The following is a 23,050-nucleotide window of genomic DNA, read 5'->3' on the forward strand; positions in this document are numbered from 1 at the left end:
CAGTTAGTGAGATAGAGAGATATGAGATGAAACAACTTCAAGGAGGGCGGCATGAGTACTAACAGCGAACGTATGTCCAATGCGCCCGTTTACTACGCATTGGTGCAAGTAAAGTTTACTCCAGTAGCTGCAATGAGTAAGTATGTTCCAGACATACAAGATGCGCTAAGAGTTGAAGGATTTCCTTTATTTGAAGTTTCCAATACAACTCAACTGAAATTTGAAATGAAAAACCCCAATGAGCCACCGGTACATTCATTTGAGCCTGTGACAAGTTGGTTGATGATTGATGCAGATAGAAGGTCTGGTTTTGTTTTAGGCAACGATTTCATTACGTTCCATACAACAGATTATGATAATCATGTACCTTTCATCTCGTCATTAATACTTGGTCTGAGCAAAGTTCTTGAATTTGCTAAGCCATCGTTGGTAAGCCGGATTGGGCTTCGATATTTGGATGCTGTGTTTCCTGAGAAAAGCGAAACAATTGAGCAGTATCTTGTAAAGGAACTTCATGGTGTTGATTTTGGATGGACGCCAATACAGTCCATACAAGAGTCTGTATATCAGACATGTGTTGAGCCATTGATCTCTAATGGATTTATGGTTTCACGCATACATAAGATGAATGGTCAACTAGGTTTTCCGCCAGATATGATTCCTAATGGTTTACTGCCGCTGCCGAGATTTAGTAACACAGAGCATCGTATGCACGCAATAATTGATACAGATCATTATGTTGAAGGCAACATGTCAACTGATTTGCAGTTAATTGAAAAACAGATTCTTTCGTTGCATAGTAAAGTTAAAGAAGCATTTGAAGGAATGGTTTCAGATTTTGCCCGTGCTAAATGGCACTGAAACAACGGAGGTGACTAAAATGTATGCAATTCCTACTGGAAGCATAGGCTCTGTAGATCGGTATACTCCAGATTCGCAGTCAAGCTCATGTGTATCAGGTGTTGTTGCTGTCGCCGCATCTTTACTATTAGTTGGTACGGGGGCTTCATACCCTGTAAATGCTTATAAGCAATGGCGTCAGTATGTTCAGCCAAGGGTTCAGTTTGCATTTGATTCCATAGAGTCAACGTACACGCCTGCAATTTCTCCTGAGGTTGATGTCAGGAATGTTGCCCAACATTTGGCTAATATTCGAGAAGTGCTGTCTCCATCAATGTCAGAACTGGCTAAGGATTTGGGGATAACTCGGCAGGCTCTCTATAAATGGTTGTCAGGGGAGAACCAGCCTGATGATGCTTCAAAAGTCCAATTCATTACCAACCTCAGTAATGTTGCTGACTCTTTTTCCAAAGCTGGACTCAATGATGCGAAGCTATTGGTGAAAATGAAAGCATTCAATGGTAGGTCATTAATGGACTTAGTAAAAGAAGGTGAGGATTGGAACAAGCCAGTTCAGGTACTGATTGATGAAGCTAAAGCGATGAATGCAGCTGCTGAATCGGCCAATTACTTAGCAAGCAAAGCGAAACCGACAGATGATTGGAAGTCATCTATTTCAATTCCTGGAACAGTAGAGGAATAAATCACATTTATGTTGGTACGAGGAACATCATGGCGTCAGGGGCATGTTCTTAAACATGATGATGCCGTTTCACTTGGACTTCTGAAGCCTGATGAAACGAACCATAAAGTTGTAGTTATAACGCATGATTGTGATTTACAGAGTAATTCTGAAAAAAACGTGGAACTGATGTTTGGCCCCTTGAAAAAGGGGTCAAGCAAGATGAAAAGAGCTAAGCATCCGAGAATCCTCGATCTATGCTTTGAAAACCCAGAAAGTGCTAAGAAGAACGCAGTAGAGCTTCGGCATGAAAGAAAAGTCATCATTTCTAAAGAAGCTTTCCGTTGTGAGGAAAACGATCCGGCATTCTCCATTAGCACAGAAGAGAAACAAGCTCTTAAGCAATGGTTAGCAGCTAAGTATGGTCGTCCAGCGTTTCCTAACTCGTTTGAAGAGCGCTTGCGGGCTTACGACGAGGATAAAAAGTTTATTTTCGAAAAAGAAGTTGCGGACATTATCGCCACAAACGCAGAGCATTTGATCGGAGTTTTTTTCGATTTGGGCGAAGAAAGATTTAACGATCTTGAGGAAGGCATACCATATGAGCTTTCTATCAATGTTGTTTATGATGCAACTGAAGGTGGCCCCGATGCCAGAGGGGCGGCTGAACAAACCTGTTCTGATCTAAAGGCATTGTTTTATAAGTTTTATGGTGATCCAATCTTGGGACATTCAGAGCTTATAGAATTGAATACGTGCATTGCTGTTGCCGATACTCATTTCTCCCTGTATGCATTGAGGCGGATGGATCAATGGAGGGTGGAATACATCAGCCTTGAAGAAGATTCATATGGCGATTTCATTGGTGCCGGTGTTTAAACTGGCTGTTTCGACAGCCAGTTTAAACAGGCTTTAATCAAGCATCGCCTAATTTATATTCGTCAAAACGAATAATTTCGTCATTAAGCCATTCATTTAATTCCATTAATCTTTTTTGAAGTGGAATCAATTCATTACGAACGAATACTCGACTAGCTTTTTCCACGTCTCCAAACCCACCAACGTTGCTCGGCATAATTCCCATCATCTGCGGTGGCACGCGGTGCGCTGCCATCATGTCATCGCGGCTAACGTTCTTGATGTTAAGAAACTCATCCTTTGCCGCAACTTCCGACAACGGGATGATCTGGATGCCGTCTTTTTTACCATTGGGCGAGTACATAAACAGGTTGCGGAAGTTGCCTGGCCCTTTGGCGCTTTTCATTGCCTGGCGGATATTGTTAACGTCCTCCTGATTCTGTGCTGCATCGGTCATATACATGATGAAACCCGCATGGCTGCCGTTGATGTAATACTTCCGGCGGAACAGTGTTGCGGACTCGTTGAGCAGGGTTGACGGGATGGCGGAGAGATATCCGGGCAGCCCGTAAATCTCTTGATTAATATCCGGCTCCAGCAGATGAAAGATGTTGCCCTGCGTAAATTCATAGGGCTGCGTGGTCATGCCATACTGCACAAACCAGTAGGTGTCGAGGTCCACGCCGCGCCGTGTATACTTCGCCAGTGCTGGCTCCAGCGAGAGAACGCCGCCGAGCCGGTTGGTGCGTTTTTCCAGATAGGCGTTACCGAACACCAGATAGTCCTGAACGAAACGGGCAAAAGCCTGCTGGCTGAGCAGGCGGTGCGGGATGTAGGTACTACTGAGAATGTCACGCTTAACGGCAATCGGTGAGCTGTGATGCACGGCAGCGCGATAGGTCCGCGCCAGTCCGTCAAAGCTCACCGGCGGCTCATACCAGCGGTCCATCTGCACGCATTCCACGTAGTCCAGCAATTCGCGTCGGTCTAACACTGGCACTGGGTCGCCAAAGCTGAACGCCTCCGCCGCAGCGCCGCCTGATTGTGCGTTGTGATCCACCGCTGCGCGGTTATTCTTGTTTTTACGTTTGCTCATGCCGCCTGCTCCTTGTCAGCCTGGGGCCATTCGCACATAAACAGCATTTTCCAGTCCTCTGCTGATAATTCTTTTTTCATGTCATTCAGCCATTCATCATCAAAGAGCGCGGCTCCGGTTGCGAGCGTTGCCCCGGATGCTGCAGCGTCATCAGCGGTAAAGGTCATGCTGGTTGTGCTGTTGCGGGAAATCAGCTTCTTGTATTCCCGCCATGCTTCCGGGCTGGGGCTTGGGGTGGTGTAGTAGGTAGCGTGATAGCGCGCGTGCATGGACAGGCCTTTGGCGAGCGCAATCATATTTTTTGGGGAATCAGCCCAGGCATACTCTGACACGTAGACGTTTCCATGGAGCGCGGCGGCGAGACTTTTCGGCCCGATAAAATAAATGACCGCACCGTTTGGGAGTTCCAGATGCGCTTTGCCTGATTTTATTTTTCCAAGGTGTGTCCAGGCTGCGGCCTGATCTATAAAGGCTGACATATAGGTTTTGACTGTCAGGGCGGATCCAGGGGTGCAGCCCAGAAAAATCTGGTTGCGTCCTGTATGCAGTGCATCGTTCAGGGCTTCGTAGGCGAAAAAGAAATCCGCGCCAGCCTGACGCATTTTTGTAAGCACACGGTTTCTGCTGCGTGCGCCGCTGTTCCATTCATGCTGGTAAGCAAAGAAAGGGCGATCTACAGGCAGGCAGGCGGTGGTCATGAGGTTAGTTGGGGTTGAGTGCATCAGAAAATCTCCACAATATTGCTGGTATTGGCGGCTTCGCCCTGCAGCGGTTCGTTAAACAGTGCGTGCATCGTTGCCCAGGCCAAATCCGCATGGCTGGCTTCTTCGCTGCGGCTGGCTTCGTAGGTAGGGCGGTTGCCGCTGGCGGTGGTGGCCCGGCGGATAGCCATAAAGGACTGCGCAATGTCGGTGTGTCCCGCGTCAAACTCCAGGCGGCGGTGACTGATAATGTCGTATGCCTTGAGCACCAGGGCGTTTTTGACGTTGGGGTTGTAGACAAACTCCCGCACGGCAGGAAAGAACGCTTTCACGTTTTCGTAGACACCGTGACCGACGCCGGTCGAGTCGATGCCGATATAGGTCACGTTGTATTGCTGTGTCAGCTTTTTGATGGCGTCAGCCTGGGCGCGGAAATCCATCCCGCGCCACTGGTGCCGCTCAAGAATGCGGAACTTGCCGCCCGGCACGGTTGGCGGTGCCACCACCACGCACCCGGCGCTGTCACCGTTCTGCGTGCCTTTCGCCGGGTCGTATCCGATCCAGACTTCGCGCCAGCCAAACGGGCGCAGCGCCAGCGCCTGAAAATCGGACCAGACTTCCCAGCTGTCCACCATGCACGCCTGCAGTTCGCTGAGCGGGAACACTGACGCCAGATCGTCAATAAATTCGCACATCAGCAGGTTCTGGTATTCGTCCGGGCTGTACTCCATGCGCAACTGGTCCAGGTCGAACAGGTTACAGCCGCCGCGCACCGCATCCTCCACGGTGACGATCTGGCGGTACTGCCCGTCCGGACAGAGCACGCCGCGCGCTAGGTTGCTGTGGGTCAGGTCAATATCCACCTTGTCTGCTTTGGCGCGGCCCCGGTTGAACAGCGCGCCGGACCAGAACGGATAGGCGCTGTGGGTCAGGCTGGACGGCGTGGAGAAGTAGGTTTGTCGCCATTTCTTGTGAATGGCCATGCCGGAGGCAACCTTGCGCAGCTCCTGGAATTTCGGTATCCAGAAATACTCATCAAGGTACAGGTTGCCGTGGTAGCTCTGCGCCGTGCGGGCGTTGGTGCCGAGGAAGTACAGGCACGCGCCGTTGCTGAGGGTCATCGGGTCGCCTTTCAGCTCAACATCCACCTCTTTTGCAAAGTCGATGATGTACTGCTTAAAGACGTGCGCCTGCGCCTTACTGGCTGAGAGGAAAATCTGGTTGCGCCCCGTGGTGATGGCGTCAATCAGCGCCTCACGGGCAAAAAAGTATGTTGCCCCGATCTGGCGTGATTTAAGCAGGTTGCGAATGCGGTGTTTTACGCCTGCCTGCCACCAGTGGCGCTGATATTCAAACATGCCGTTGCGGAAAATTTCTTCCAGTTTTTCGGTCTGTTCATCAGTGAAAACATTCTTTTCGGGCTGGCGGCGTGGCCCTTTGTTACGGTTGGCAACTTTCGGGTTTAAATCAGCTTCGTTCCCGCCGTCGTTAAATTTGCCGATTCGGGCGTGACGCTCTGACTGGCGCGCCAGCAGGTCAATTTCCTTGAAGTCTTTCCCTTCTTTCTGCTCCTTCATGATGAGCTGGCAGTAACGTGCGGCGGTGGTGAGCTGCATCTGATCGAGCGGCCCATAGTCGCCCCACTTGTCGCGCTTCTTCCAGCTGTGAACGGTTGCTACTTTCTCGCCCAGCATTTCAGCAATGCGGGCTACGCGGTATCCCTGAAAGTACAGCAGCATGGCCTGCCGACGGGGATCGAGGTCTGCGGGGGTCAGTGTGGTGTTCATGGCCCAAACATACGGCCTTGGATGGCGGCTTTCCCTGGCTGCGGTTTGTGTGGTTTACCGTACAAATACAGCGCGTTGTCTCACTCCCCCCATCACCGCAAACATAAGGCTCCAGTAAGTTATTTCTAACGGAGCACGGCTCATGACAGTGAAAGCAAAGCGTTTCCGTATCGGGGTGGAAGGTGCCACCACTGACGGGCGCGAGATCCAGCGTGAATGGCTGGTACAGATGGCTGCCAGCTACAACCCGACGGTCTACACCGCGCTGATTAACCTTGAGCACATCAAGTCTTATCTGCCGGACAGCACGTTTAACCGTTATGGCAGGGTGACGGGGCTGGTTGCAGAAGAAATCCAGGACGGGCCGCTGGCGGGCAAGATGGCACTTTATGCCGATATCGAACCCACGGACGCCCTGGTGGCCCTGGTGAAAAAGGGCCAGAAGCTTTTCACCTCCATGGAGGTCAGCACGAAGTTTGCCGACACCGGCAAAGCCTACCTAGTGGGGCTGGGTGCGACGGACGATCCTGCGAGCCTTGGCACCGAAATGCTGGCTTTCAGCGCCAGCGCCGAACATAACCCGCTGGCAAACCGTAAGCAGAACCCTGAAAACCTGTTTTCGGAAGCGCTTGAAACGCTGATCGAACTGGAAGAAGTTCAGGACGAAAAACCGTCCCTCTTTGCCCGCGTCACCGCGCTGTTCACCAAAAAAGAGCAGACCGACGATGCGCGATTCTCTGATGTGCATAAAGCCGTGGAGCTGGTCGCTACTGAGCAGCAGATCCTGAGCGAGCGCACTGATAAATCCCTGTCCGATCAGGACCAGCGCCTTTCTGAGCTGGAGTCCTCCCTGCAGGAACAGCAGGCCGCCTTTGCCGAGTTACAGCAGCAACTGAGCCGCGAAGACAGCCGCAGGGATTACCGCCAGCGCGCGCCGGGCGGTGACGCACCGGCAGGCACCCTGACCAATTGCTGATGGAGCATAAAACCCGATGAAAAAGAAAACCCGCTTTGCCTTTAACGCTTACCTGCAGCAGCTGGCGCGCCTGAATGGTGTGGAGGTTGAGGAACTGTCCAGCAAGTTCACCGTGGAGCCGTCCGTGCAGCAGACGCTGGAAGACCAGATTCAGCAGTCCGCCGCTTTCCTGACGCTGATTAACATCACGCCGGTCACTGAGCAGTCCGGACAGTTGCTGGGGCTGGGCGTGGGCAGCACCATTGCCGGAACCACCGATACCACCACCAAAGAGCGCGAACCTACCGATCCGACTCTGATGGAAGACGTGGAATACAAATGCGAGCAGACCAACTTTGATACGGTGCTGACCTACGCAAAACTGGACCTGTGGGCGAAATTCCAGGACTTCCAGGTGCGTATCCGCAACGCCATCGTCAAGCGTCAGGCGCTGGACCGCATCATGATCGGCTTTAACGGCGTGAAGCGCGCCAAAACCTCCAACCGTGCTGAAAACCCGCTGCTGCAGGACGTCAATAAAGGCTGGCTGCAGAAAATCCGCGAAGACGCGCCGGATCACGTCATGGGCAGCAAAACCGCAGAAGACGGCACCACTACTGCAGAACCGGTAAAAGTAGGTCCGGGTGGTAAGTACGTAAATCTGGATGCGGTGGTGATGGATGCCGTTAACGAGCTGATCGATGTCGAGTATCAGGATGATGACGAGCTGGTTGTTGTCTGTGGTCGTGAACTGCTGGCTGACAAGTATTTCCCGCTGGTCAACAAAGAGCAGGACAACAGCGAAAAAATCTCTGCCGATCTGATTATCAGCCAGAAACGCATGGGTGGCCTGCAGGCCGTGCGTGCGCCTTTCTTCCCGGCAAATGCTCTGCTGATCACCCGTCTGGATAACCTGTCCATCTACTGGCAGGAAGACACCCGCCGCCGTTCCGTTATCGACAACCCGAAACGTGACCGGATTGAAAACTTTGAATCCGTCAACGAGGCGTATGTGGTCGAGGACTACCGTTGCTCGGCACTGGTGGAAAACATCGAAATCGGTGATTTCACCCCGCCTGCAGCAGAAACAGGAAACGGAGAGTAACGCATGAGCCTGAGTCCCGCACGGCAGCACCGCCTGCGCATTCAGGCCGAACAGGCCGCCCGTGAGGGCGGCAGTGTTCGCCATGCGTCGGGTTATGACCTGATGCTGCTGCAACTGGCAGAAGATCGCCGCAGGCTTAAAGGCATCCAGTCCACGGTGAAAAAGGCGGAAATCAAGGTGGAACTGCTGCCGAAATATTCTGCCTGGGCAGAGGGCGTGCTGGCTGCCGGAGGCGCGCAGCAGGATGACGTGCTGATGTACGTGATGTTGTGGCGTATCGACGCCGGTGATTATGCCGGTGCGCTGGAAATCGGGCGTCATGCGCTGCGCCATGGCTGGGTGATGCCGCTGGGCAACCGTAACGTGCAGACCGTGCTGGCAGAAGAAATGGCAGACGCGGCGCAAAGCGCTCTGCTTGCTGCTGCCGGTTTTGATGCCGATCTGCTTCTGCAGACGCTGGACCTGACAACCGATCTGGATATGCCGGACCAGTCGCGGGCGCGCCTGCATAAAGCCATCGGCGCTGTACTGAGCGAAAGCAACCCGGCGTCTGCCCTGAATCACCTTACCCATGCGCTGCAGCTTGATCCCCGCAGCGGTGTGAAAAAAGAAAAGCAGCAGCTGGAGCGCAGACTGCGCAATGACAGCCGCTAAAGAACGTGCCCCGCGCACGGGCGGCACGGGATGGCGAAAGGCACTGCCACATCAAAATTCCGTCCACCGCCCACTTATTCAGGAGAAAGCCGCATGAAGTTTGTTGCGCCCGAACAGGCACCGGAACAGGCGGAGGTCATCAAAAATACGCCGTTCTGGCCTGATGTGGACCTGTCGGAATTTCGCAGTGTGATGCGAACTGACGGCACGGTGACGCAGCCGCGTTTAAAGCAGGTTGTGCTGACGGCTATTTCTGAGGTTAACGCTGAGCTGTACGACTTCCGCAACCGCCAGCAGATGCTGGGCTGGCGGACACTTGCTGAGGTTCCTGCAGAAATGCTGGACGGCAAAAGCGAGCGTATCCAGCACTACCACAACGCCGTTTTTTGCTGGGCGCGCGCTGTGCTCAATGAGCGTTATCAGGACTATGACGCCACGGCGTCAGGCGTGAAGCGAGGGGAGGAGCTGGCGGAGGCCAGCGGCGATCTGTGGCGTGATGCCCGCTGGGCCATCAGCCGGGTGCAGGATGCACCGCACTGTACGGTGGAGCTTATCTGATGAAAGTGCGTGCGCATCAGTATGACACGGTGGACGCGCTTTGCTGGCGTCATTACGGGCGCACGCAGGGTGTCACTGAGCAGGTTCTGAAGGCGAATCCGGGCCTGGCTGAGTACGGCCCATTTTTACCGCACGGGCTGCAGGTGGAGCTGCCGGACATTACGGCGTCAACCACAGCGCAGACCGTCCAGCTATGGGACTGAATTATGACGCTTGAACGAATCAGCGCCTTTATCACTTACTGCATCGCCGTGCTGCTGGCATGGCTGGGCGATCTGTCGCTCAAAGATGCGTCAACGGTTGGCGGCGTACTGATTGGTGTGCTGATGCTGGCTATCAACTGGTACTACAAACACCAGTCTTTCAGGTTGCTGCGTGATGGCAAAATTTCACGGGGGGAATATGAATCCTTCAATCGTTAAGCGCTGCCTTGTCGGGACGGTGCTGGCTATCGCCGCCACGCTGCCCGGTTTTCAGTCGCTCAAAACCTCCGTTGAGGGGCTGAAACTGATTGCCGATTACGAGGGATGTCGCCTGCAGCCGTATCAGTGCAGCGCGGGTGTCTGGACCGACGGGATCGGCAATACGTCCGGCGTGGTACCGGGGAAAACCATCACGGAACGGAAGGCGGCGCAGGGGTTAATAAACAATGTACTGCTGACTGAAAAAAAACTGGATGCCTGCCTGACGGTTAAGCCCCCGCAACATGTCTACGATGCGCTGGTGAGTATTGGTTTCAATGTGGGGACCGGCGCGATCTGCAGGTCAACCATGGTGTCATATATCAATCGCCAGCAGTGGTGGCAGGCATGCAACCAGCTACCGCGCTGGATTTACGTTAACGGTGTGAAAAATAAAGGTCTGGAGAACCGCCGCGCGCGGGAACTGGCCTGGTGCTTAAAAGGAACTGGGGCATGACGCGCTTGCTGGCGGTAGTGCTGGCGCTGGCTTTTGCGGTGCTGGGCTGGCAGTCGTGGCGGATTAACAATGCCAGTCACACCATCAAGGCGCAGGGCGCGGCGCTGAAAAGCAAAACGCAGGAACTGACGAAGAAAAACAGTCAGTTGATCGGCCTGTCCATTCTGACCGAAACCAACAGCCGGGAGCAGGCACGGCTTTATGCGGCAGCGGAGCAGACCACCGCACTGCTGCGCAGTCGCCAGCACCGGATCGAGGAACTGAAACGTGAAAACGAGGATTTGCGCCGCTGGGCTGACACTCTTTTGCCTGCTGACATTATCAGGCTGCGGGAGCGTCCGGCCCTCGCCGGAGGTGCAGCTTACCGTGAGTGGCTGTCCAAGAGTGACGCAGTGCCGCCTGGAAAGGTCAGCGCCGCGCAGTAACGGCGATCTGAATGCGGTGCTGGATGAAACCGAGGCCGCCTGGGCGGTATGTGCTGACAAAGTGGACACGATTATTGCGTGTCAGGAGCGAGACAGTGAACAAACCGCAGTCCTTACGCAGCGCCCTGAATAAAGCGGTTGCCTATGTCCGGGACAACCCGGACAAGCTGCACCTTTTCGTTGATAACGGCTCACTGGTGGCAACAGGGGCCAGCTCCATGTCATGGGAATACCGCTACACCCTGAATGTGGTGATCGAGGATTTCAGCGGCGACCAGAATCTGCTGATGGCTCCAGTCCTGCTGTGGCTCAGTACCAGCCAGCCGGATGCCATCAACAACCCGGATCTGCGCGAAAAACTGTTCACCTTTGAAGTGGATATTCTGCGCAACGATGTGTGCGATATCAGTATGAACCTGCAACTGACTGAGCGTGTGCTGGTCAGCACTGACGGCAGCGTGTCGAGCGTTGAAGCGGTGCCGGAGCCGGACGAACCCGAAGAAATGTGGACGGTGAAACGTGGATGAGCTGCAGAGGGTGGATGACTGGCTGACGGCGCAGCTGGCAAATCTGGAGCCTGCCGCACGCAACCGTATGATGCGGCAACTGGCGCAACAGCTGCGCCGGACGCAGCAGCAGAACATCAGGCTACAGCGTAATCCTGACGGCAGCGGCTATGAGCCGCGACGGGTGACAGCCCGCAGCAAGAAGGGGCGCATCAAACGCCAGATGTTTGCAAAGCTTCGCACCACAAAATACCTGAAAACCGCCGCCAGTGCGGACTCCGCCAGCGTGCAGTTTGATGGCAAGGTGCAGCGCATTGCCCGTGTTCACCATTACGGCCTGCGTGATCGCGTCAGCCGAAAAGGCCCGGAGGTCCGCTACGCAGAGCGCCGCTTGTTAGGCGTGAATGATGAGGTGGAAACCATCACCCGTGACACTCTGCTGCGCTGGCTGGCGGGGTGATCTTTGTGCCACCGCTGGCACAAGCGCCCGCGCTGCCTCCCTTTCCCCTCTGATGGCAACCTTTCGTTATGAATGCACAACTGACCGAAATCATGCGCCTTATCACTAACCTGATCCGCACTGGCACCGTGACCGAAGTGGACCGGGAAAAATGGCTGTGCCGGGTGAAAGTGGGCGAGCTTGAAACTAACTGGATTAACTGGCTGACGCTGCGTGCCGGTGGCGCCCGTACATGGTGGTGCCCGTCGCCGGATGAGCAGGTGGTGGTGCTGAGCATGGGCGGCAATCTGGAAACCGCTTTTGTGCTGCCCGCCATCTACTCCAATCAGTTTCCGCCACCGTCGGATTCCGTGGACGGTAGCGTGACGGAGTACCCGGACGGGGGCTGGTTTGAGTACGAACCCGCCACCGGGCGGTGGCATGTCCGGGGTATCAAATCCATGGTGATCGAGGCGGCGGACAATATCACCCTCAAAACCGGTGAGTTTGTGGTGGAGGCTGATACCACGCGCATTAACAGCGAGATGGTGATCAATGGCGGCGTCACCCAGGGCGGCGGCGCGATGAGTTCCAACGGGATCGTGGTGGATAAACACGGTCACACCGGCGTGAAGTCCGGCGGTGATACGTCAGGAGGCCCGGTATGACGCTGTATATCGGCATGAGCCAGGGTAACGGCAAGGCCATTACTGATACGGACCATCTGCGCCAGTCAGTGCGGGATATTCTACTGACGCCGCAGGGCAGCCGGATTGCCCGTCGGGAATATGGTTCCCTGCTATCCGCCCTGATTGACCAGCCGCAGAACCCGGCGCTACGCCTGCAGGTCATGTCTGCGGTCTATGTGGCGCTGAGTCGCTGGGAGCCACGGCTTACGCTGGATTCCATCACCATCAGCAGCAATTTTGACGGCTCCATGGTGGTTGAGCTTACCGGGCAGCGCAATAACGGCGCGCCGGTTTCCCTTTCGGTAACTACAGGAGCAGACAATGGCAGTGATTGACCTTTCCCAGCTGCCCGCGCCGCAGATAGTGGACGTGCCGGATTTTGAGACGCTGCTGGCTGAGCGCAAAGCCGCTTTTGTGGCCCTTTATCCGGCGGATGAGCAGGACGCGGTACGGCGCACGCTGGCGCTGGAATCTGAACCCGTCACCAAGTTGCTGCAGGAAAGCACCTACCGCGAAATCCTGCTGCGCCAGCGTATTAACGAGGCCGCGCAGGCGGTCATGGTGGCGTATGCCATCGGCGGTGATCTCGATCAGCTGGCAGCTAACTACAACGTGAAGCGCCTGACGGTAGTACCTGCCGACAATGACGCTGTGCCGCCGGTTGCTGCCGTCATGGAAAGCGATGAGGCGCTGCGTCTGCGTGTTCCGGCTGCATTTGAGGGATTGTCCGTTGCGGGACCGACGGCGGCCTATGAGTTTCACGCCAAAAGCGCGGACGGGCGCGTGGCAGATGCCAGCGCAACCAGCCCGGCACCGGCGGAGGTGGTGCTTACCGTGCTGAGCCGTGAGGGTGACGGTACGGCAGAGGCTGATCTGCTGGCGGTGGTGGAGCAGGCGCTTAACAGCGAGAACGTGCGCCCGGTGGCGGACCGCCTGACGGTGCGCAGCGCCGAAATTATCCTGTACAGCGTGGATGCAACGATTTTTCTTTATCCGGGACCGGAGGCTGAGCCGGTGATGGCAGAAGCAAAAGCCAGCCTGCAGAAGTACATCGCCAGTCAGACGCGGCTGGGCCGTGATATCCGTCGCAGTGCCATTTATGCCGCGCTGCACGTTGAGGGCGTCCAGCGTGTGGAGCTGGCCTCCCCGCTTGCAGATGTTGTGCTGGATAAGACGCAGGCGGCGTCCTGTACGGAATGGAGCGTAACCAACGGGGGCACGGATGAATAGCCTGCTGCCGCCCGGTTCATCGCCGCTTGAGCGCCGACTGGCGCAGACCTGCAGCGGTATTTCAGATCTGCAGGTGCCGCTGCGCGATTTGTGGAACCCGGCAACGTGTCCGGTCAGATTTCTGCCGTATCTGGCGTGGGCGTTTTCCGTTGACCGTTGGGACGAAAACTGGACGGAGAGCGTCAAGCGCCGTGTGGTGCAGGATGCTTTCTATATCCATCAGCACAAGGGGACAATCAGCGCCGTGCGGCGAGTGGTAGAGCCGTTTGGTTTTCTGATCCGCATCATTGAGTGGTGGCAGACCGGCGAGAGGCCGGGGACGTTTCGCCTGGACATTGGCGTGCAGGACCAGGGCATCACGGAAGAAACCTATCTGGAACTGGAGCGCCTGATCGGTGACGCCAAACCGTGCAGCCGCCATCTGATCGGCATGTCCATCAACCTGCAGACCAGCGGCCCCTATTTTGTGGGCGCATCCACCTACACCGGCGAAGAAATCACGATTTACCCGTATATCAATGAAACCATTATTTCCGGCTGCACCGCTTATGAGGGCGGGACGGTCCATGTTATTGACACAATGAGAGTGAATCCATGAGTGCAAAATTTTATACCCTGCTGACGGATATCGGCGCGGCGAAACTGGCAAGCGCCGCCGCGCTCGGTGTCCCGTTGAAAATTACCCAGATGGCGGTGGGCGACGGTGGCGGCGTGCTACCGACTCCAAGCGCACAGCAGACAGCGCTGGTTGCTGAAAAACGCCGCGCTTCCCTCAATATGCTGTACATCGATCCGCAGAACAGCAGCCAGATTGTTGCTGAGCAGGTGATCCCAGAAACTGAGGGCGGGTGGTGGATTCGTGAGGTTGGTCTGTTCGATGATACCGGAGCACTGATTGCCGTGGGCAACTGCCCGGAGAGCTACAAGCCGCAGCTGGCGGAGGGGAGCGGACGCACGCAGACCGTGCGCATGGTACTGATTACCAGCAGCACTGATAATATCACCCTGAAAATTGACCCGGCAGTGGTGCTGGCAACCCGCAAGTATGTGGATGACAAGGTGCTGGAGCTAAAGGTGTATGTGGATGACCTGATGGCAAAGCATATCGCCGCTAACGATCCCCATACGCAGTATGCGCCGAAAGCCAGCCCGACATTCACTGGCACGCCAAAAGCGCCGACGCCCGCGGCAGGAAATAACAGCACCCAGATTGCTAATACGGCATTTGTTCAGGCAGCGATAGCAGCACTGGTTGCGTCATCACCGGCGGCGCTGGATACATTAAATGAACTGGCTGCTGCGCTGGGGGGTGACCCAAACTTTGCGACAACTGTGATGAATGCGCTGGCAGGAAAACAGCCTCTCGATACCACGCTGACGAATCTGAGTGGAAAAGACACTGCAGGGATTCTCCAGTACTTTGGTTTAAAAGACGCACTTTTAAAAGGTGACGGGCGATTCCTTGCGGGAACGTTTGTCAGTGACGCAATTGACCGAACATCAATCGGCGTGCGTGCGGCTACAGGCTGCCAGTTTATGCGTGCGCATCAGGCTCCTGATGCACCAGATCAGGTAAGTTACTGGCAAATTATCACTCTTACGGAGGTCGTGAGTCCGACCTCTGTTGTGGATGTACTGGCAATCAGTGGCAATAACGTATTGTTTGGTCACGGCACAGGAGCGGGCATTACCTCATGGCGTAATGTGGCGATGCTGGAAGGCGCTGCATTTACGGGGGATATTTCTGCTCCAAATATGCGTGGCGATACTCTGGTCACGGTTGGTGATGGTTCTGGTGGGATGGCTACAGGTGGCGTTGATGGTGCAGGTTTTAATGGTAACAACCTGAACATTAAGTCATGGAATGGTATCGGATTTCAGAACTCAGCAGACCTGGCTATCCGGGCATATATCAGCACCCGACTCGGTGTTATCGCAGCTGCTGAAAATTTGCAGGCCGGAAATGCGATATTCAACAAAAACGGCGATGTTTACGGCGATATATGGAGTATGGGCAGCGGCCCTGGCTGGCTGAGTGCATATATAGCAGGCAGACCGTTACGACAATATATCACCATGGTCGGTGTGTACCAGAATGACAAAACAAAGCCATTCATGCTTCATGACGATGGTTCTGGTGTATTCCTTGCCACAACTGACATGCTAAGTGGGTATGTTCAGTCCATCCGTTTCGGTGCCGTTGAGCATGGAAACGTATATCGTTCGCCCGGATTTGCAGACCAGTTAGGTTACGTCATTACAGGTGTTGAGAATGGAGACTCGAACGAAACACCAGACAGGATCCAACGACGTTTGTTACAGCTTAAAGTGAATGGTCAGTGGTATACGGTGGGGGCATAAAAATGAGACATTTTAAAAATTTCACTAAAACAACGGAATTAACACCCGTTCAGCAGGAATTATCAGAGAACTGCAGCATCCAGTTTATCAATAATGAAGCAGGTGTTGACTGGTATATATTACAAAAATTATTCCAGCCCGATACGCTGAAAATTCAGTATGACAAAACTGGACTGATTATCGCTGCGGATAAAGATGTGACAAAGCTATTTCCGCTGAATTGCTCTGTTGTGGAATTCGCTGATACTGATATTCCTGATGGTTTCCAGCCGAGTAATTTTACTTACAGCAACGGCACTATCGCACCTGTTCAGGTTGATTATTTTGCTTTAGCGGCAGCAGAACGCGACAGGCGTATGGCACCGGTCACGGCAAAAATCAATCAGCTTATGGAAGCTCAGGATGATAACGATATTACGGCGACAGAACAGCTGGAACTTTCAGCACTGCGAGAATATCGAACTAAACTAAGACGAATGGATTTAACTGCTGCGCCGGATATTAACTGGCCTGAACCTCCCGAAGATTAATCCCGTCCCCGCAACTGCGGGGATTTTTTTACCCCTTCCATTGTGCCATTCCCCATACATAGCCCGGCGCGTGCGCAGCGTGCATATCAACCAGAACATAGGCACACCCCCTGTAAACCGGAGAGACTGCCATATGGCTCAGGATTACCACCACGGGGTGCGCGTTGTTGAAATCAACGAGGGCACCCGACCTATCACCACGGTGAGCACCGCCATCGTGGGCATGGTCTGCACCGGCGATGATGCTGATGCGTCCATGTTTCCCCTCAATAAGCCGGTCCTGCTGACTGACGTGCTGACCGCTAGCGGCAAAGCGGGCGAGTCCGGCACGCTGGCCCGTTCACTGGATGCCATTGCAGACCAGGCTAAACCCGTGACCGTCGTTGTGCGCGTGGCGCAGGGCGAAACCGAAGCGGAAACCACCTCCAATATTATCGGTGGCGTCACATCCGACGGTAAGAAAACGGGGATGAAAGCGCTGCTTTCTGCGCAGTCGCAACTGAAAGTTAAGCCGCGCATTCTCGGTGTGCCGGGGCACGACACGCAGGCGGTTGCCACTGAGCTGCTTAGCGTGGCGCAGAGCCTGCGCGGGTTTGCCTACCTCTCTGCCTATGGCTGTAAGACAGTGGAGGAAGCCATTGCTTACCGGGATAATTTCAGCCAGCGAGAGGGGATGTTGATCTGGCCTGATTTCATCAACTTTGACACCGTTCTGAAAGCAGATGCCACGGCTTATGCCTCGGCCCGTGCGCTCGGTCTGCGCGCCAAAATCGACGAACAGACTGGATGGCACAAAACCCTGTCCAACGTGGGAGTGAATGGCGTCACCGGCGTTTCTGCTGATGTGTTCTGGGACCTGCAGGACCCGGCAACGGACGCAGGACTGTTGAACCAGAATGACGTCACCACGCTGATCTGCAAAGACGGGTTCCGCTTCTGGGGTTCCCGCTGCCTCAGTGACGATCCATTGTTTGCGTTTGAGAACTACACCCGCACGGCTCAGGTGCTGGCTGACACGATTGCAGAGGGGCATATGTGGGCGGTGGATAAACCACTGAATCCGTCACTGGCCCGCGACATTATCGAAGGTATTCGCGCCAAATTGCGCAGCCTGGTGAATCAGGGATACCTCATTGGGGCTGACTGCTGGCTGGATGAGTCAGTGAACGATAAAGACTCCCTGAAAGCCGGGAAACTCACCATCGACTACGACTACACGCCTGTGCCGCCGCTTGAAAATCTGATGCTGCGCCAGCGCATCACCGATCGCTACCTGGTCGATTTTGCCAGCCGTGTCAGTGCATAAGGGGGATACATGGCATTACCACGCAAGTTAAAACACCTGAACCTGTTCAACGACGGGAACAACTGGCAGGGGATCGTTGAGTCCCTGACCCTGCCGAAATTCACCCGCAAGTTTGAGAAGTATCGCGGCGGCGGTATGCCGGGCGCGGTGGATGTGGATATGGGGCTGGATGACGGCGCACTGGACACGGAATTTTCAATCGGCGGCACCGAACTGCTGTTATTCAAACAGATGGGAGCTGCCACGGTGGACGGTATTCAGTTGCGTTTTACCGGCTCTATTCAGCGTGACGATACCGGCGAAGTGCAGGCCATTGAGCTGGTTGTGCGCGGGCGTCATAAAGAAGTTGATTCCGGCGAGTGGAAAACCGGCGAGAGCAGCAGCACCAAAGTCAGCAGCACCAACAGCTACGCGAAGCTGACCATTAACGGCGAAGTGCTCTATGAGGTTGATCTGGTCAACATGATTGAAATCGTTGACGGCGTGGACCTGATGGAAGCACACCGTAACGCCCTTGGCCTCTGATTTAACTTAACGGCGCGGTGATCCGCGCCAGTATCTGATTAACAGGAAACGAACATGAGCGACAAGCTGACTGAAAAAACCGTACAACTGGATACGCCAGTCATGCGCGGTAAAACCCAAATCACCGAAATTGTGCTGCGTAAGCCGCAGTCCGGTGCGCTGCGCGGCACCCGCCTGCAGGCCATTATGGATATGGACGTGGGGGCCATGATGACAGTGATCCCGCGTATTTCCACCCCAACGCTGACCGCACAGGAAATGGCTGAACTGGACCCCGCCGATCTCACCGCGCTGTCGGTCGAGGTGGTGACTTTTTTGTTGAAGAAGTCGGTGCTTGCCGGTTTACCGACAGCCTGACGATTGATGACCTGGTGGCGGATATCGCCACCATCTTTCACTGGTCGCCATCCATCACTGACGTTATGCCGCTGACTGAGGTGCTGGCGTGGCGGCATAAGGCAATTCAGCGAAGCGGGGCCAGCGATGAGTGACAATAACCTGCGTCTGCAGGTGATTCTTAATGCGGTTGACAAGCTCACCCGCCCATTTCGATCCGCGCAGGCCAGCTCAAAAGAGCTGGCTGCAGCCATTCAGCAAAGCCGCGCCCGTTTAAAAGAATTAGATGCTCAGGCGGGCCGCATTGACGGTTTCCGCAAGGCCAGCGCGCAGTTGGCAGTCACCGGTAACAGCCTGAAAGCCGCACGCGAAGAAGCTGCGAAACTTGCCACGCAATTCTCTGCCACCAACCGCCCGACGGCGGCGCAGGCACGGCTGCTTGAGCAGGCAAAAAACCGCGTTACGGAGTTACAGAGCAAATATAACGGTCTACGTCAGTCGGTGCAGCGCCAGCGTCTTGCGCTCAATGAAGCCGGACTGGACACGAAAAGGCTCAGTAGTGCACAGCGGGAACTGCGGCAGAATGCTGACGAAACCCGGCAGGCTATGGATCGGCAGCAGAAATCCCTTAAACGCCTGGGCGAACAGCAGGCGCGAATGAACGCCGTCCGCGATCAGTATTCGCGACGTCTTGAGGTGCGGGATCGCATCGCCGGGGCAGGGGCTACCACTACGGCAGCAGGGGTGGCAATGGGCGCACCTGTTGTGGCGGCAGTTAAGAGCTACGCCAGCATGGAAGATGCCATGAAAGGCGTGGCAAAACAGGTAAACGGGCTGCGGGACGATAATGGAAACCGCACGAAACAGTTTTATGACATGCAGGATGCCATCAAGGCCGCCAGCGAACAGCTGCCGATGGAGAACGGCGCTATAGACTATGCCGCGCTGGTTGAAGGTGGCGCTCGCATGGGGGTGACCAATCAGGACGATCCTTACGAAGAGCAGAAACGTGACCTGCTGGCTTTTGCATCCACGGCGGCAAAAGCGGCAACGGCCTTTGAGTTGCCCGCCGATGAGCTGGCGGAAGGGCTGGGGAAAATCGCGCAGCTCTATAAAGTTCCGACGCGTAATATTGAACAACTGGGCGATGCGCTGAACTACCTGGACGATAACGCCATGTCAAAGGGTGGGGACATTATCAACGTACTGCAGCGTATGGGGGGCGTGGCTGACCGCCTTGACTTCCGAAAGGCCGCGGCGCTGGGTTCAACATTCCTTTCTCTTGGGGCTGCCCCGGAAATCGCCGCCAGCGCCTCTAATGCCATGGTGCGTGAACTGTCCATTGCCACCATGCAAAGTAAACGATTTTTTGAAGGCATGAATCTGTTGCAACTCAATCCGGCGGAGATTGAAAAGCAGATGACCACCGATGCCATGGGCACCATTCAGCGGGTTCTGGAGAAGGTCAACAATCTGCCGCAGGATAAACGCCTGTCAGCCATGACAATGATTTTTGGCAAAGAGTTTGGCGATGATGCGGCAAAGCTGGCTAACAACCTGCCGGAGCTGCAGCGCCAGTTGAAACTCACATCAGGCAGTGGTGCTAATGGCTCCATGCAGAAAGAATCCGACATTAACAGGGATTCATTGTCTGCGCAGTGGTTGCTGGTTAAGACGGGCGCGCAGAACGCTTTCAGCAGCCTGGGGGAAACGTTGCGTCAACCGCTGATGGATATTATGGGCATGGTTAAGCGCGTGACCGGGGCGTTGCGTCGCTGGGTTGAGCAGAATCCCGTGCTGGCTGGCACTCTGATGAAAGTGGCGGCAGCTACGGCAGCCATCACTGTTGGGTTGGGGGCGCTGGCAGTGGCGGTGGCTGCGGTACTAGGGCCGCTGGCGGTTATCCGGTTTGGCCTGTCCATGCTGTCAGTTAAAGCGTTACCTTCTGCAGCCGCCGCTGCCACACGTACAGGTAGCGTGCTGCGTTTGTTGGTCTCTGGTCCGCTAGCTTTGCTGCGCGTGGCATTATTTGCTGTTGGTAGCCTGCTGGGGGCACTGCTCAGTCCTGTAGGGCTGGTTGTGGCTGCACTGGCAGGCGTGGCGCTGGTTATCTGGAAATACTGGCAGCCCATCAGTGCATTTCTGGGGGGCGTGGTGGATGGGTTCAAAGCCGCTGCTGCGCCCATCAGCGCCGCCTTTGAGCCGCTCAGACCCGTGTTTCAGTGGATTGGTGACAGGGTGCAGGCATTGTGGGGCTGGTTCAATGATTTACTTACCCCGGTTAAATCCACTTCCGAAGAACTGAACAGCGCAACTGCAATGGGGCGTCGGTTTGGTGAGGCGCTGGCGGAAGGTCTGAATATGGTGATGCACCCACTTGAGTCACTTAAATCCGGTGTGTCATGGCTGCTGGAAAAGCTCGGTATTGTCAGTAAGGAGGCAGCAAAGGCGAAACTACCTGCGCAGGTTACGCAGCAGCAGTCCGCCACAGTGAACAGTGACGGCAAAGTGGTGCTGCCGCCAGGCGGGTTCCCGGCTTACGCGGGAATGTACGACACGGGCGGGATCATTCCACGCGGGCAGTTTGGCATTGTCGGAGAAAATGGCCCTGAAATTGTGAACGGACCGGCAAATGTTACCAGCAGGCGGCGTACTGCTGCGCTGGCCTCTGTCGTTGCTGGCGTGATGGGGGTGGCTGCGACACCTGCAGAAGCGGCTCCGCTTCATCCGTTCAGTTTGCCTGCGAGGGCATACCAGCCCCCGCTTGCTAAGGCAGATAGCCCGCCGCCGGTTATTCGTTATGAGATAAATGCGCCCATTCATATCGTCGCTCAGCCTGGGCAGAACGCGCAGGATATTGCCCGTGAAGTGGCACGCCAGCTTGACGAGCGGGAGCGCCGGGCCAGGGCAAAAGCGCGCAGCAATTTCAGCGATCAGGGGGGGTATGAATCATGATGATGGTACTGGGTTTATATGTATTTATGCTGCGCACTGTCCCTTATCAGGAACTGCAGTATCAGCGCAGCTGGCGACACGCCGCCAACAGCCGGGTGAACCGCCGTCCGTCAACGCAGTTTCTTGGCCCGGATAACGACTCACTGACACTATCCGGGGTTCTACTGCCGGAAGTGACCGGCGGCAGACTGTCATTACTGGCGCTTGAACAAATGGCTGAACTGGGCAAGGCATGGCCTTTGATTGAAGGCAGTGGAACCATTTACGGCATGTTTGTTATTGAGAGTCTGAGCCAGACAAAGACGGAGTTTTTTGCAAGCGGAATGCCCAGACGCATTGAGTTTACGATCACCCTCAAACGGGTTGATGAGTCGCTGTCTGACATGTTCGGGAGCCTGAGTGACCAGCTCAGTAACCTGCAGGACTCTGCTGCCTCTGCGATTGGGGGGATTAAAAACACGGCTGGAGGATTGCTGCAGTGAACGTTAATTCTGATCTCATTAACCTGAACAGCAAAAGCCCGGCTTTCAGTATCGTCATTGAAGGTAAGGACGTGACGACTGTGCTGGATACCCGCCTGATGAGTCTGACGCTGACGGATAACCGGGGCTTTGAAGCGGACCAGCTTGATCTGGAACTGGACGACGCCGACGGGCTGATCGCCCTGCCGCGACGTGGGGCAGTGATTCAGCTGGCGCTGGGCTGGAAAGGCCAGCCGCTTTTCCCTAAAGGGGCTTTTACCGTGGATGAAATTGAACACAGCGGTGCCCCTGACCGGCTGACCATCAGGGCGCGTAGCGCAGATTTCCGTGAAACCCTCAATACACGGCGCGAAAAATCATGGCATCAGACAACGGTGGGGGAGGTGGTAAAGGAAATCGCCGCCCGGCATAACCTCAAAATGGCGCTGGGTAAAGACCTGACGGATAAGGCGCTGGATCATCTGGACCAGACCAATGAAAGCGATGCAAGTTTTCTGATGAAACTGGCTAGACAGTATGGGGCGATTGCTTCCGTTAAGGACGGGAATCTGCTGTTTATCCGCCAGGGACAGGGAAGAACGGCAAGCGGCAAGCCGCTGCCGGTTATCACCATCACGCGCAAAGCCGGTGACGGTCATCGGTTCACCCTTGCTGATCGTGGTGCCTATACCGGTGTTATTGCCAGCTGGTTGCATACGCGTGAACCCAGGAAAAAAGAGACAACCAGTGTTAAGCGTCGTCGAAAGAAAACCACCACACCTAAAGAGCCGGAAGCAAAACAGGGCGATTATCTGGTGGGAACGGATGAAAACGTGCTGGTTCTTAATCGTACCTACGCCAACCGGAGCAATGCAGAGCGCGCAGCAAAAATGCAGTGGGAACGTCTGCAGCGCGGGGTTGCTTCATTTTCCCTGCAGCTCGCTGAGGGGCGGGCTGATCTCTATACGGAAATGCCGGTGAAGGTCACGGGGTTTAAGCAGCCGATCGATGATGCAGAATGGACCATTACCACCCTGACGCATTCTGTCAGCCCGGATAATGGATTTACGACCAGCATGGAGCTTGAAGTAAAGATTGATGATTTAGAAATGGAATAAATAAGTTCTCAATAT

General features: G+C 55.0%; 30 protein-coding genes. 27 read left to right on the top strand and 3 right to left on the bottom strand.

Annotation, left to right across the window (positions count from 1 at the left end):
* Positions 1-51: 51 nt before the first annotated feature.
* Genes OGY01_RS08550 through OGY01_RS08560 form a run of 3 tightly spaced genes read left to right on the top strand, consistent with a single transcriptional unit; the run spans position 52 to position 2,401 of the window.
* The gene (locus OGY01_RS08550; protein WP_044593269.1) at positions 52-861 is read left to right on the top strand and encodes a TIGR04255 family protein; all 810 of its coding nucleotides are present in this window, start codon (positions 52-54) and stop codon (positions 859-861) included.
* 19 nt (positions 862-880) lie between these two features.
* The gene (locus tag OGY01_RS08555) at positions 881-1,543 is read left to right on the top strand and encodes a hypothetical protein (protein WP_096079987.1); all 663 of its coding nucleotides are present in this window, start codon (positions 881-883) and stop codon (positions 1,541-1,543) included.
* A 9-nt stretch (positions 1,544-1,552) separates the two neighbouring features.
* Entirely contained in the window at positions 1,553-2,401 is an 849-nt protein-coding gene (locus tag OGY01_RS08560) for a hypothetical protein (protein ID WP_013098799.1), read from the top strand.
* Positions 2,402-2,438: 37 nt separating this feature from the next.
* Here OGY01_RS08560 and OGY01_RS08565 read toward each other — a convergent pair whose 3' ends face one another.
* The 3 genes from OGY01_RS08565 to OGY01_RS08575 are packed head-to-tail and all read right to left on the bottom strand — an operon-like array spanning position 2,439 to position 5,964.
* Positions 2,439-3,476 (bottom strand): phage portal protein, encoded by a 1,038-nt coding sequence (locus tag OGY01_RS08565; RefSeq protein ID WP_286492892.1) that lies wholly within the window; start codon positions 3,474-3,476, stop codon positions 2,439-2,441.
* The gene (locus OGY01_RS08570; RefSeq protein ID WP_286492893.1) at positions 3,473-4,198 is read right to left on the bottom strand and encodes a terminase large subunit domain-containing protein; all 726 of its coding nucleotides are present in this window, start codon (positions 4,196-4,198) and stop codon (positions 3,473-3,475) included. Before OGY01_RS08570 ends, OGY01_RS08565 begins: the two co-directional genes overlap by 4 nt.
* On the bottom strand, positions 4,198-5,964 hold the full coding sequence (locus tag OGY01_RS08575; RefSeq protein WP_194694082.1) for a terminase ATPase subunit family protein: 1,767 nt from the start codon (positions 5,962-5,964) through the stop codon (positions 4,198-4,200). The genes OGY01_RS08570 and OGY01_RS08575 overlap by 1 nt, the downstream gene beginning before the upstream one ends.
* A 142-nt stretch (positions 5,965-6,106) precedes the next feature.
* Here OGY01_RS08575 and OGY01_RS08580 point away from each other — a divergent pair, with 142 nt between their 5' ends.
* The 24 genes from OGY01_RS08580 (at position 6,107) to OGY01_RS08695 (ending at position 23,035) form a co-directional block, all read left to right on the top strand.
* Entirely contained in the window at positions 6,107-6,940 is an 834-nt protein-coding gene (locus OGY01_RS08580; RefSeq protein ID WP_128317388.1) for a GPO family capsid scaffolding protein, read from the top strand.
* Positions 6,941-6,956: 16 nt separating this feature from the next.
* Positions 6,957-8,024 carry a phage major capsid protein, P2 family gene (locus OGY01_RS08585; protein ID WP_128317387.1) on the top strand — a complete coding sequence of 356 codons (1,068 nt, stop codon included), beginning with the start codon at positions 6,957-6,959 and terminating at the stop codon, positions 8,022-8,024.
* A gap of 3 nt (positions 8,025-8,027) precedes the next feature.
* Positions 8,028-8,678 (top strand): phage terminase small subunit, encoded by a 651-nt coding sequence (gene gpM, locus OGY01_RS08590; protein ID WP_286492895.1) that lies wholly within the window; start codon positions 8,028-8,030, stop codon positions 8,676-8,678.
* 93 nt (positions 8,679-8,771) lie between these two features.
* Positions 8,772-9,236, top strand: a complete 465-nt coding sequence (locus OGY01_RS08595) for a head completion/stabilization protein (protein ID WP_025711939.1) — start codon at positions 8,772-8,774, stop codon at positions 9,234-9,236.
* Entirely contained in the window at positions 9,236-9,439 is a 204-nt protein-coding gene (locus OGY01_RS08600) for a tail protein X (RefSeq protein WP_001397651.1), read from the top strand. Before OGY01_RS08595 ends, OGY01_RS08600 begins: the two co-directional genes overlap by 1 nt.
* Positions 9,440-9,442: 3 nt before the next feature.
* Positions 9,443-9,658 (top strand): HP1 family phage holin, encoded by a 216-nt coding sequence (locus tag OGY01_RS08605; protein WP_001397650.1) that lies wholly within the window; start codon positions 9,443-9,445, stop codon positions 9,656-9,658.
* On the top strand, positions 9,639-10,154 hold the full coding sequence (locus OGY01_RS08610; RefSeq protein WP_286492897.1) for a lysozyme: 516 nt from the start codon (positions 9,639-9,641) through the stop codon (positions 10,152-10,154). The genes OGY01_RS08605 and OGY01_RS08610 overlap by 20 nt, the downstream gene beginning before the upstream one ends.
* On the top strand, positions 10,151-10,579 hold the full coding sequence (gene lysB, locus OGY01_RS08615; protein WP_286492898.1) for an Rz-like lysis system protein LysB: 429 nt from the start codon (positions 10,151-10,153) through the stop codon (positions 10,577-10,579). Before OGY01_RS08610 ends, lysB begins: the two co-directional genes overlap by 4 nt.
* A complete protein-coding gene (gene lysC / locus OGY01_RS08620) occupies positions 10,464-10,712 on the top strand; it encodes an Rz1-like lysis system protein LysC (RefSeq protein ID WP_223151184.1) in 249 nt (82 codons plus the stop codon). Before lysB ends, lysC begins: the two co-directional genes overlap by 116 nt.
* Positions 10,675-11,106, top strand: coding sequence for a phage tail protein (locus tag OGY01_RS08625; RefSeq protein WP_001039961.1), 432 nt, complete (start codon positions 10,675-10,677; stop codon positions 11,104-11,106). Before lysC ends, OGY01_RS08625 begins: the two co-directional genes overlap by 38 nt.
* Positions 11,099-11,545 (top strand): phage virion morphogenesis protein, encoded by a 447-nt coding sequence (locus tag OGY01_RS08630; protein WP_286492899.1) that lies wholly within the window; start codon positions 11,099-11,101, stop codon positions 11,543-11,545. The genes OGY01_RS08625 and OGY01_RS08630 overlap by 8 nt, the downstream gene beginning before the upstream one ends.
* Positions 11,546-11,613: 68 nt before the next feature.
* On the top strand, positions 11,614-12,192 hold the full coding sequence (locus OGY01_RS08635) for a phage baseplate assembly protein V (RefSeq protein WP_286492901.1): 579 nt from the start codon (positions 11,614-11,616) through the stop codon (positions 12,190-12,192).
* Entirely contained in the window at positions 12,189-12,548 is a 360-nt protein-coding gene (locus OGY01_RS08640) for a GPW/gp25 family protein (RefSeq protein WP_023223444.1), read from the top strand. Before OGY01_RS08635 ends, OGY01_RS08640 begins: the two co-directional genes overlap by 4 nt.
* Positions 12,535-13,443, top strand: a complete 909-nt coding sequence (locus tag OGY01_RS08645; protein ID WP_286492904.1) for a baseplate assembly protein — start codon at positions 12,535-12,537, stop codon at positions 13,441-13,443. The genes OGY01_RS08640 and OGY01_RS08645 overlap by 14 nt, the downstream gene beginning before the upstream one ends.
* Complete coding sequence (locus tag OGY01_RS08650) at positions 13,436-14,041, top strand: phage tail protein I (protein WP_286492905.1); 606 nt, start codon at positions 13,436-13,438, stop codon at positions 14,039-14,041. The genes OGY01_RS08645 and OGY01_RS08650 overlap by 8 nt, the downstream gene beginning before the upstream one ends.
* Positions 14,038-15,804 carry a phage tail-collar fiber domain-containing protein gene (locus tag OGY01_RS08655; protein WP_286492907.1) on the top strand — a complete coding sequence of 589 codons (1,767 nt, stop codon included), beginning with the start codon at positions 14,038-14,040 and terminating at the stop codon, positions 15,802-15,804. Before OGY01_RS08650 ends, OGY01_RS08655 begins: the two co-directional genes overlap by 4 nt.
* Before the next feature lie 2 nt (positions 15,805-15,806).
* Positions 15,807-16,334 carry a tail fiber assembly protein gene (locus OGY01_RS08660; RefSeq protein ID WP_286492908.1) on the top strand — a complete coding sequence of 176 codons (528 nt, stop codon included), beginning with the start codon at positions 15,807-15,809 and terminating at the stop codon, positions 16,332-16,334.
* A gap of 133 nt (positions 16,335-16,467) precedes the next feature.
* Complete coding sequence (locus OGY01_RS08665; protein ID WP_286492909.1) at positions 16,468-17,640, top strand: phage tail sheath protein; 1,173 nt, start codon at positions 16,468-16,470, stop codon at positions 17,638-17,640.
* A gap of 9 nt (positions 17,641-17,649) precedes the next feature.
* Positions 17,650-18,165, top strand: coding sequence for a phage major tail tube protein (locus OGY01_RS08670; RefSeq protein WP_286492910.1), 516 nt, complete (start codon positions 17,650-17,652; stop codon positions 18,163-18,165).
* Between the two features lie 54 nt (positions 18,166-18,219).
* Positions 18,220-18,522 (top strand): phage tail assembly protein, encoded by a 303-nt coding sequence (locus tag OGY01_RS08675; protein WP_019077474.1) that lies wholly within the window; start codon positions 18,220-18,222, stop codon positions 18,520-18,522.
* 14 nt (positions 18,523-18,536) lie between these two features.
* On the top strand, positions 18,537-18,656 hold the full coding sequence (locus OGY01_RS08680; protein WP_000763316.1) for a GpE family phage tail protein: 120 nt from the start codon (positions 18,537-18,539) through the stop codon (positions 18,654-18,656).
* Positions 18,649-21,456 carry a phage tail tape measure protein gene (locus OGY01_RS08685; protein WP_286492911.1) on the top strand — a complete coding sequence of 936 codons (2,808 nt, stop codon included), beginning with the start codon at positions 18,649-18,651 and terminating at the stop codon, positions 21,454-21,456. Before OGY01_RS08680 ends, OGY01_RS08685 begins: the two co-directional genes overlap by 8 nt.
* Positions 21,453-21,938 (top strand): phage tail protein, encoded by a 486-nt coding sequence (locus OGY01_RS08690; protein ID WP_168999281.1) that lies wholly within the window; start codon positions 21,453-21,455, stop codon positions 21,936-21,938. The genes OGY01_RS08685 and OGY01_RS08690 overlap by 4 nt, the downstream gene beginning before the upstream one ends.
* On the top strand, positions 21,935-23,035 hold the full coding sequence (locus OGY01_RS08695) for a phage late control D family protein (protein ID WP_286492913.1): 1,101 nt from the start codon (positions 21,935-21,937) through the stop codon (positions 23,033-23,035). Before OGY01_RS08690 ends, OGY01_RS08695 begins: the two co-directional genes overlap by 4 nt.
* The last annotated feature ends 15 nt before the right edge of the window (positions 23,036-23,050 follow it).

This window comes from Citrobacter sp. Cm038, from assembly GCF_030333105.1.
In the GTDB taxonomy this organism is placed as follows: domain Bacteria; phylum Pseudomonadota; class Gammaproteobacteria; order Enterobacterales; family Enterobacteriaceae; genus Citrobacter; species Citrobacter murliniae.

Excerpts from the sequence above, each read along its gene's own strand:
- OGY01_RS08550 (WP_044593269.1), top strand. The coding sequence starts at position 52 with ATGAGTACTAACAGCGAACGTATGTCCAATGCGCCCGTTTACTACGCA.
- OGY01_RS08555 (WP_096079987.1), top strand. The coding sequence starts at position 881 with ATGTATGCAATTCCTACTGGAAGCATAGGCTCTGTAGATCGGTATACT.
- OGY01_RS08560 (WP_013098799.1), top strand. The coding sequence starts at position 1,553 with ATGTTGGTACGAGGAACATCATGGCGTCAGGGGCATGTTCTTAAACAT.
- OGY01_RS08565 (WP_286492892.1), bottom strand. The coding sequence starts at position 3,476 with ATGAGCAAACGTAAAAACAAGAATAACCGCGCAGCGGTGGATCACAAC.
- OGY01_RS08570 (WP_286492893.1), bottom strand. The coding sequence starts at position 4,198 with ATGCACTCAACCCCAACTAACCTCATGACCACCGCCTGCCTGCCTGTA.
- OGY01_RS08575 (WP_194694082.1), bottom strand. The coding sequence starts at position 5,964 with ATGAACACCACACTGACCCCCGCAGACCTCGATCCCCGTCGGCAGGCC.
- OGY01_RS08580 (WP_128317388.1), top strand. The coding sequence starts at position 6,107 with ATGACAGTGAAAGCAAAGCGTTTCCGTATCGGGGTGGAAGGTGCCACC.
- OGY01_RS08585 (WP_128317387.1), top strand. The coding sequence starts at position 6,957 with ATGAAAAAGAAAACCCGCTTTGCCTTTAACGCTTACCTGCAGCAGCTG.
- gpM (WP_286492895.1), top strand. The coding sequence starts at position 8,028 with ATGAGCCTGAGTCCCGCACGGCAGCACCGCCTGCGCATTCAGGCCGAA.
- OGY01_RS08595 (WP_025711939.1), top strand. The coding sequence starts at position 8,772 with ATGAAGTTTGTTGCGCCCGAACAGGCACCGGAACAGGCGGAGGTCATC.
- OGY01_RS08600 (WP_001397651.1), top strand. The coding sequence starts at position 9,236 with ATGAAAGTGCGTGCGCATCAGTATGACACGGTGGACGCGCTTTGCTGG.
- OGY01_RS08605 (WP_001397650.1), top strand. The coding sequence starts at position 9,443 with ATGACGCTTGAACGAATCAGCGCCTTTATCACTTACTGCATCGCCGTG.
- OGY01_RS08610 (WP_286492897.1), top strand. The coding sequence starts at position 9,639 with ATGAATCCTTCAATCGTTAAGCGCTGCCTTGTCGGGACGGTGCTGGCT.
- lysB (WP_286492898.1), top strand. The coding sequence starts at position 10,151 with ATGACGCGCTTGCTGGCGGTAGTGCTGGCGCTGGCTTTTGCGGTGCTG.
- OGY01_RS08635 (WP_286492901.1), top strand. The coding sequence starts at position 11,614 with ATGAATGCACAACTGACCGAAATCATGCGCCTTATCACTAACCTGATC.
- OGY01_RS08640 (WP_023223444.1), top strand. The coding sequence starts at position 12,189 with ATGACGCTGTATATCGGCATGAGCCAGGGTAACGGCAAGGCCATTACT.
- OGY01_RS08645 (WP_286492904.1), top strand. The coding sequence starts at position 12,535 with ATGGCAGTGATTGACCTTTCCCAGCTGCCCGCGCCGCAGATAGTGGAC.
- OGY01_RS08650 (WP_286492905.1), top strand. The coding sequence starts at position 13,436 with ATGAATAGCCTGCTGCCGCCCGGTTCATCGCCGCTTGAGCGCCGACTG.
- OGY01_RS08655 (WP_286492907.1), top strand. The coding sequence starts at position 14,038 with ATGAGTGCAAAATTTTATACCCTGCTGACGGATATCGGCGCGGCGAAA.
- OGY01_RS08660 (WP_286492908.1), top strand. The coding sequence starts at position 15,807 with ATGAGACATTTTAAAAATTTCACTAAAACAACGGAATTAACACCCGTT.
- OGY01_RS08665 (WP_286492909.1), top strand. The coding sequence starts at position 16,468 with ATGGCTCAGGATTACCACCACGGGGTGCGCGTTGTTGAAATCAACGAG.
- OGY01_RS08670 (WP_286492910.1), top strand. The coding sequence starts at position 17,650 with ATGGCATTACCACGCAAGTTAAAACACCTGAACCTGTTCAACGACGGG.
- OGY01_RS08675 (WP_019077474.1), top strand. The coding sequence starts at position 18,220 with ATGAGCGACAAGCTGACTGAAAAAACCGTACAACTGGATACGCCAGTC.
- OGY01_RS08685 (WP_286492911.1), top strand. The coding sequence starts at position 18,649 with ATGAGTGACAATAACCTGCGTCTGCAGGTGATTCTTAATGCGGTTGAC.
- OGY01_RS08690 (WP_168999281.1), top strand. The coding sequence starts at position 21,453 with ATGATGATGGTACTGGGTTTATATGTATTTATGCTGCGCACTGTCCCT.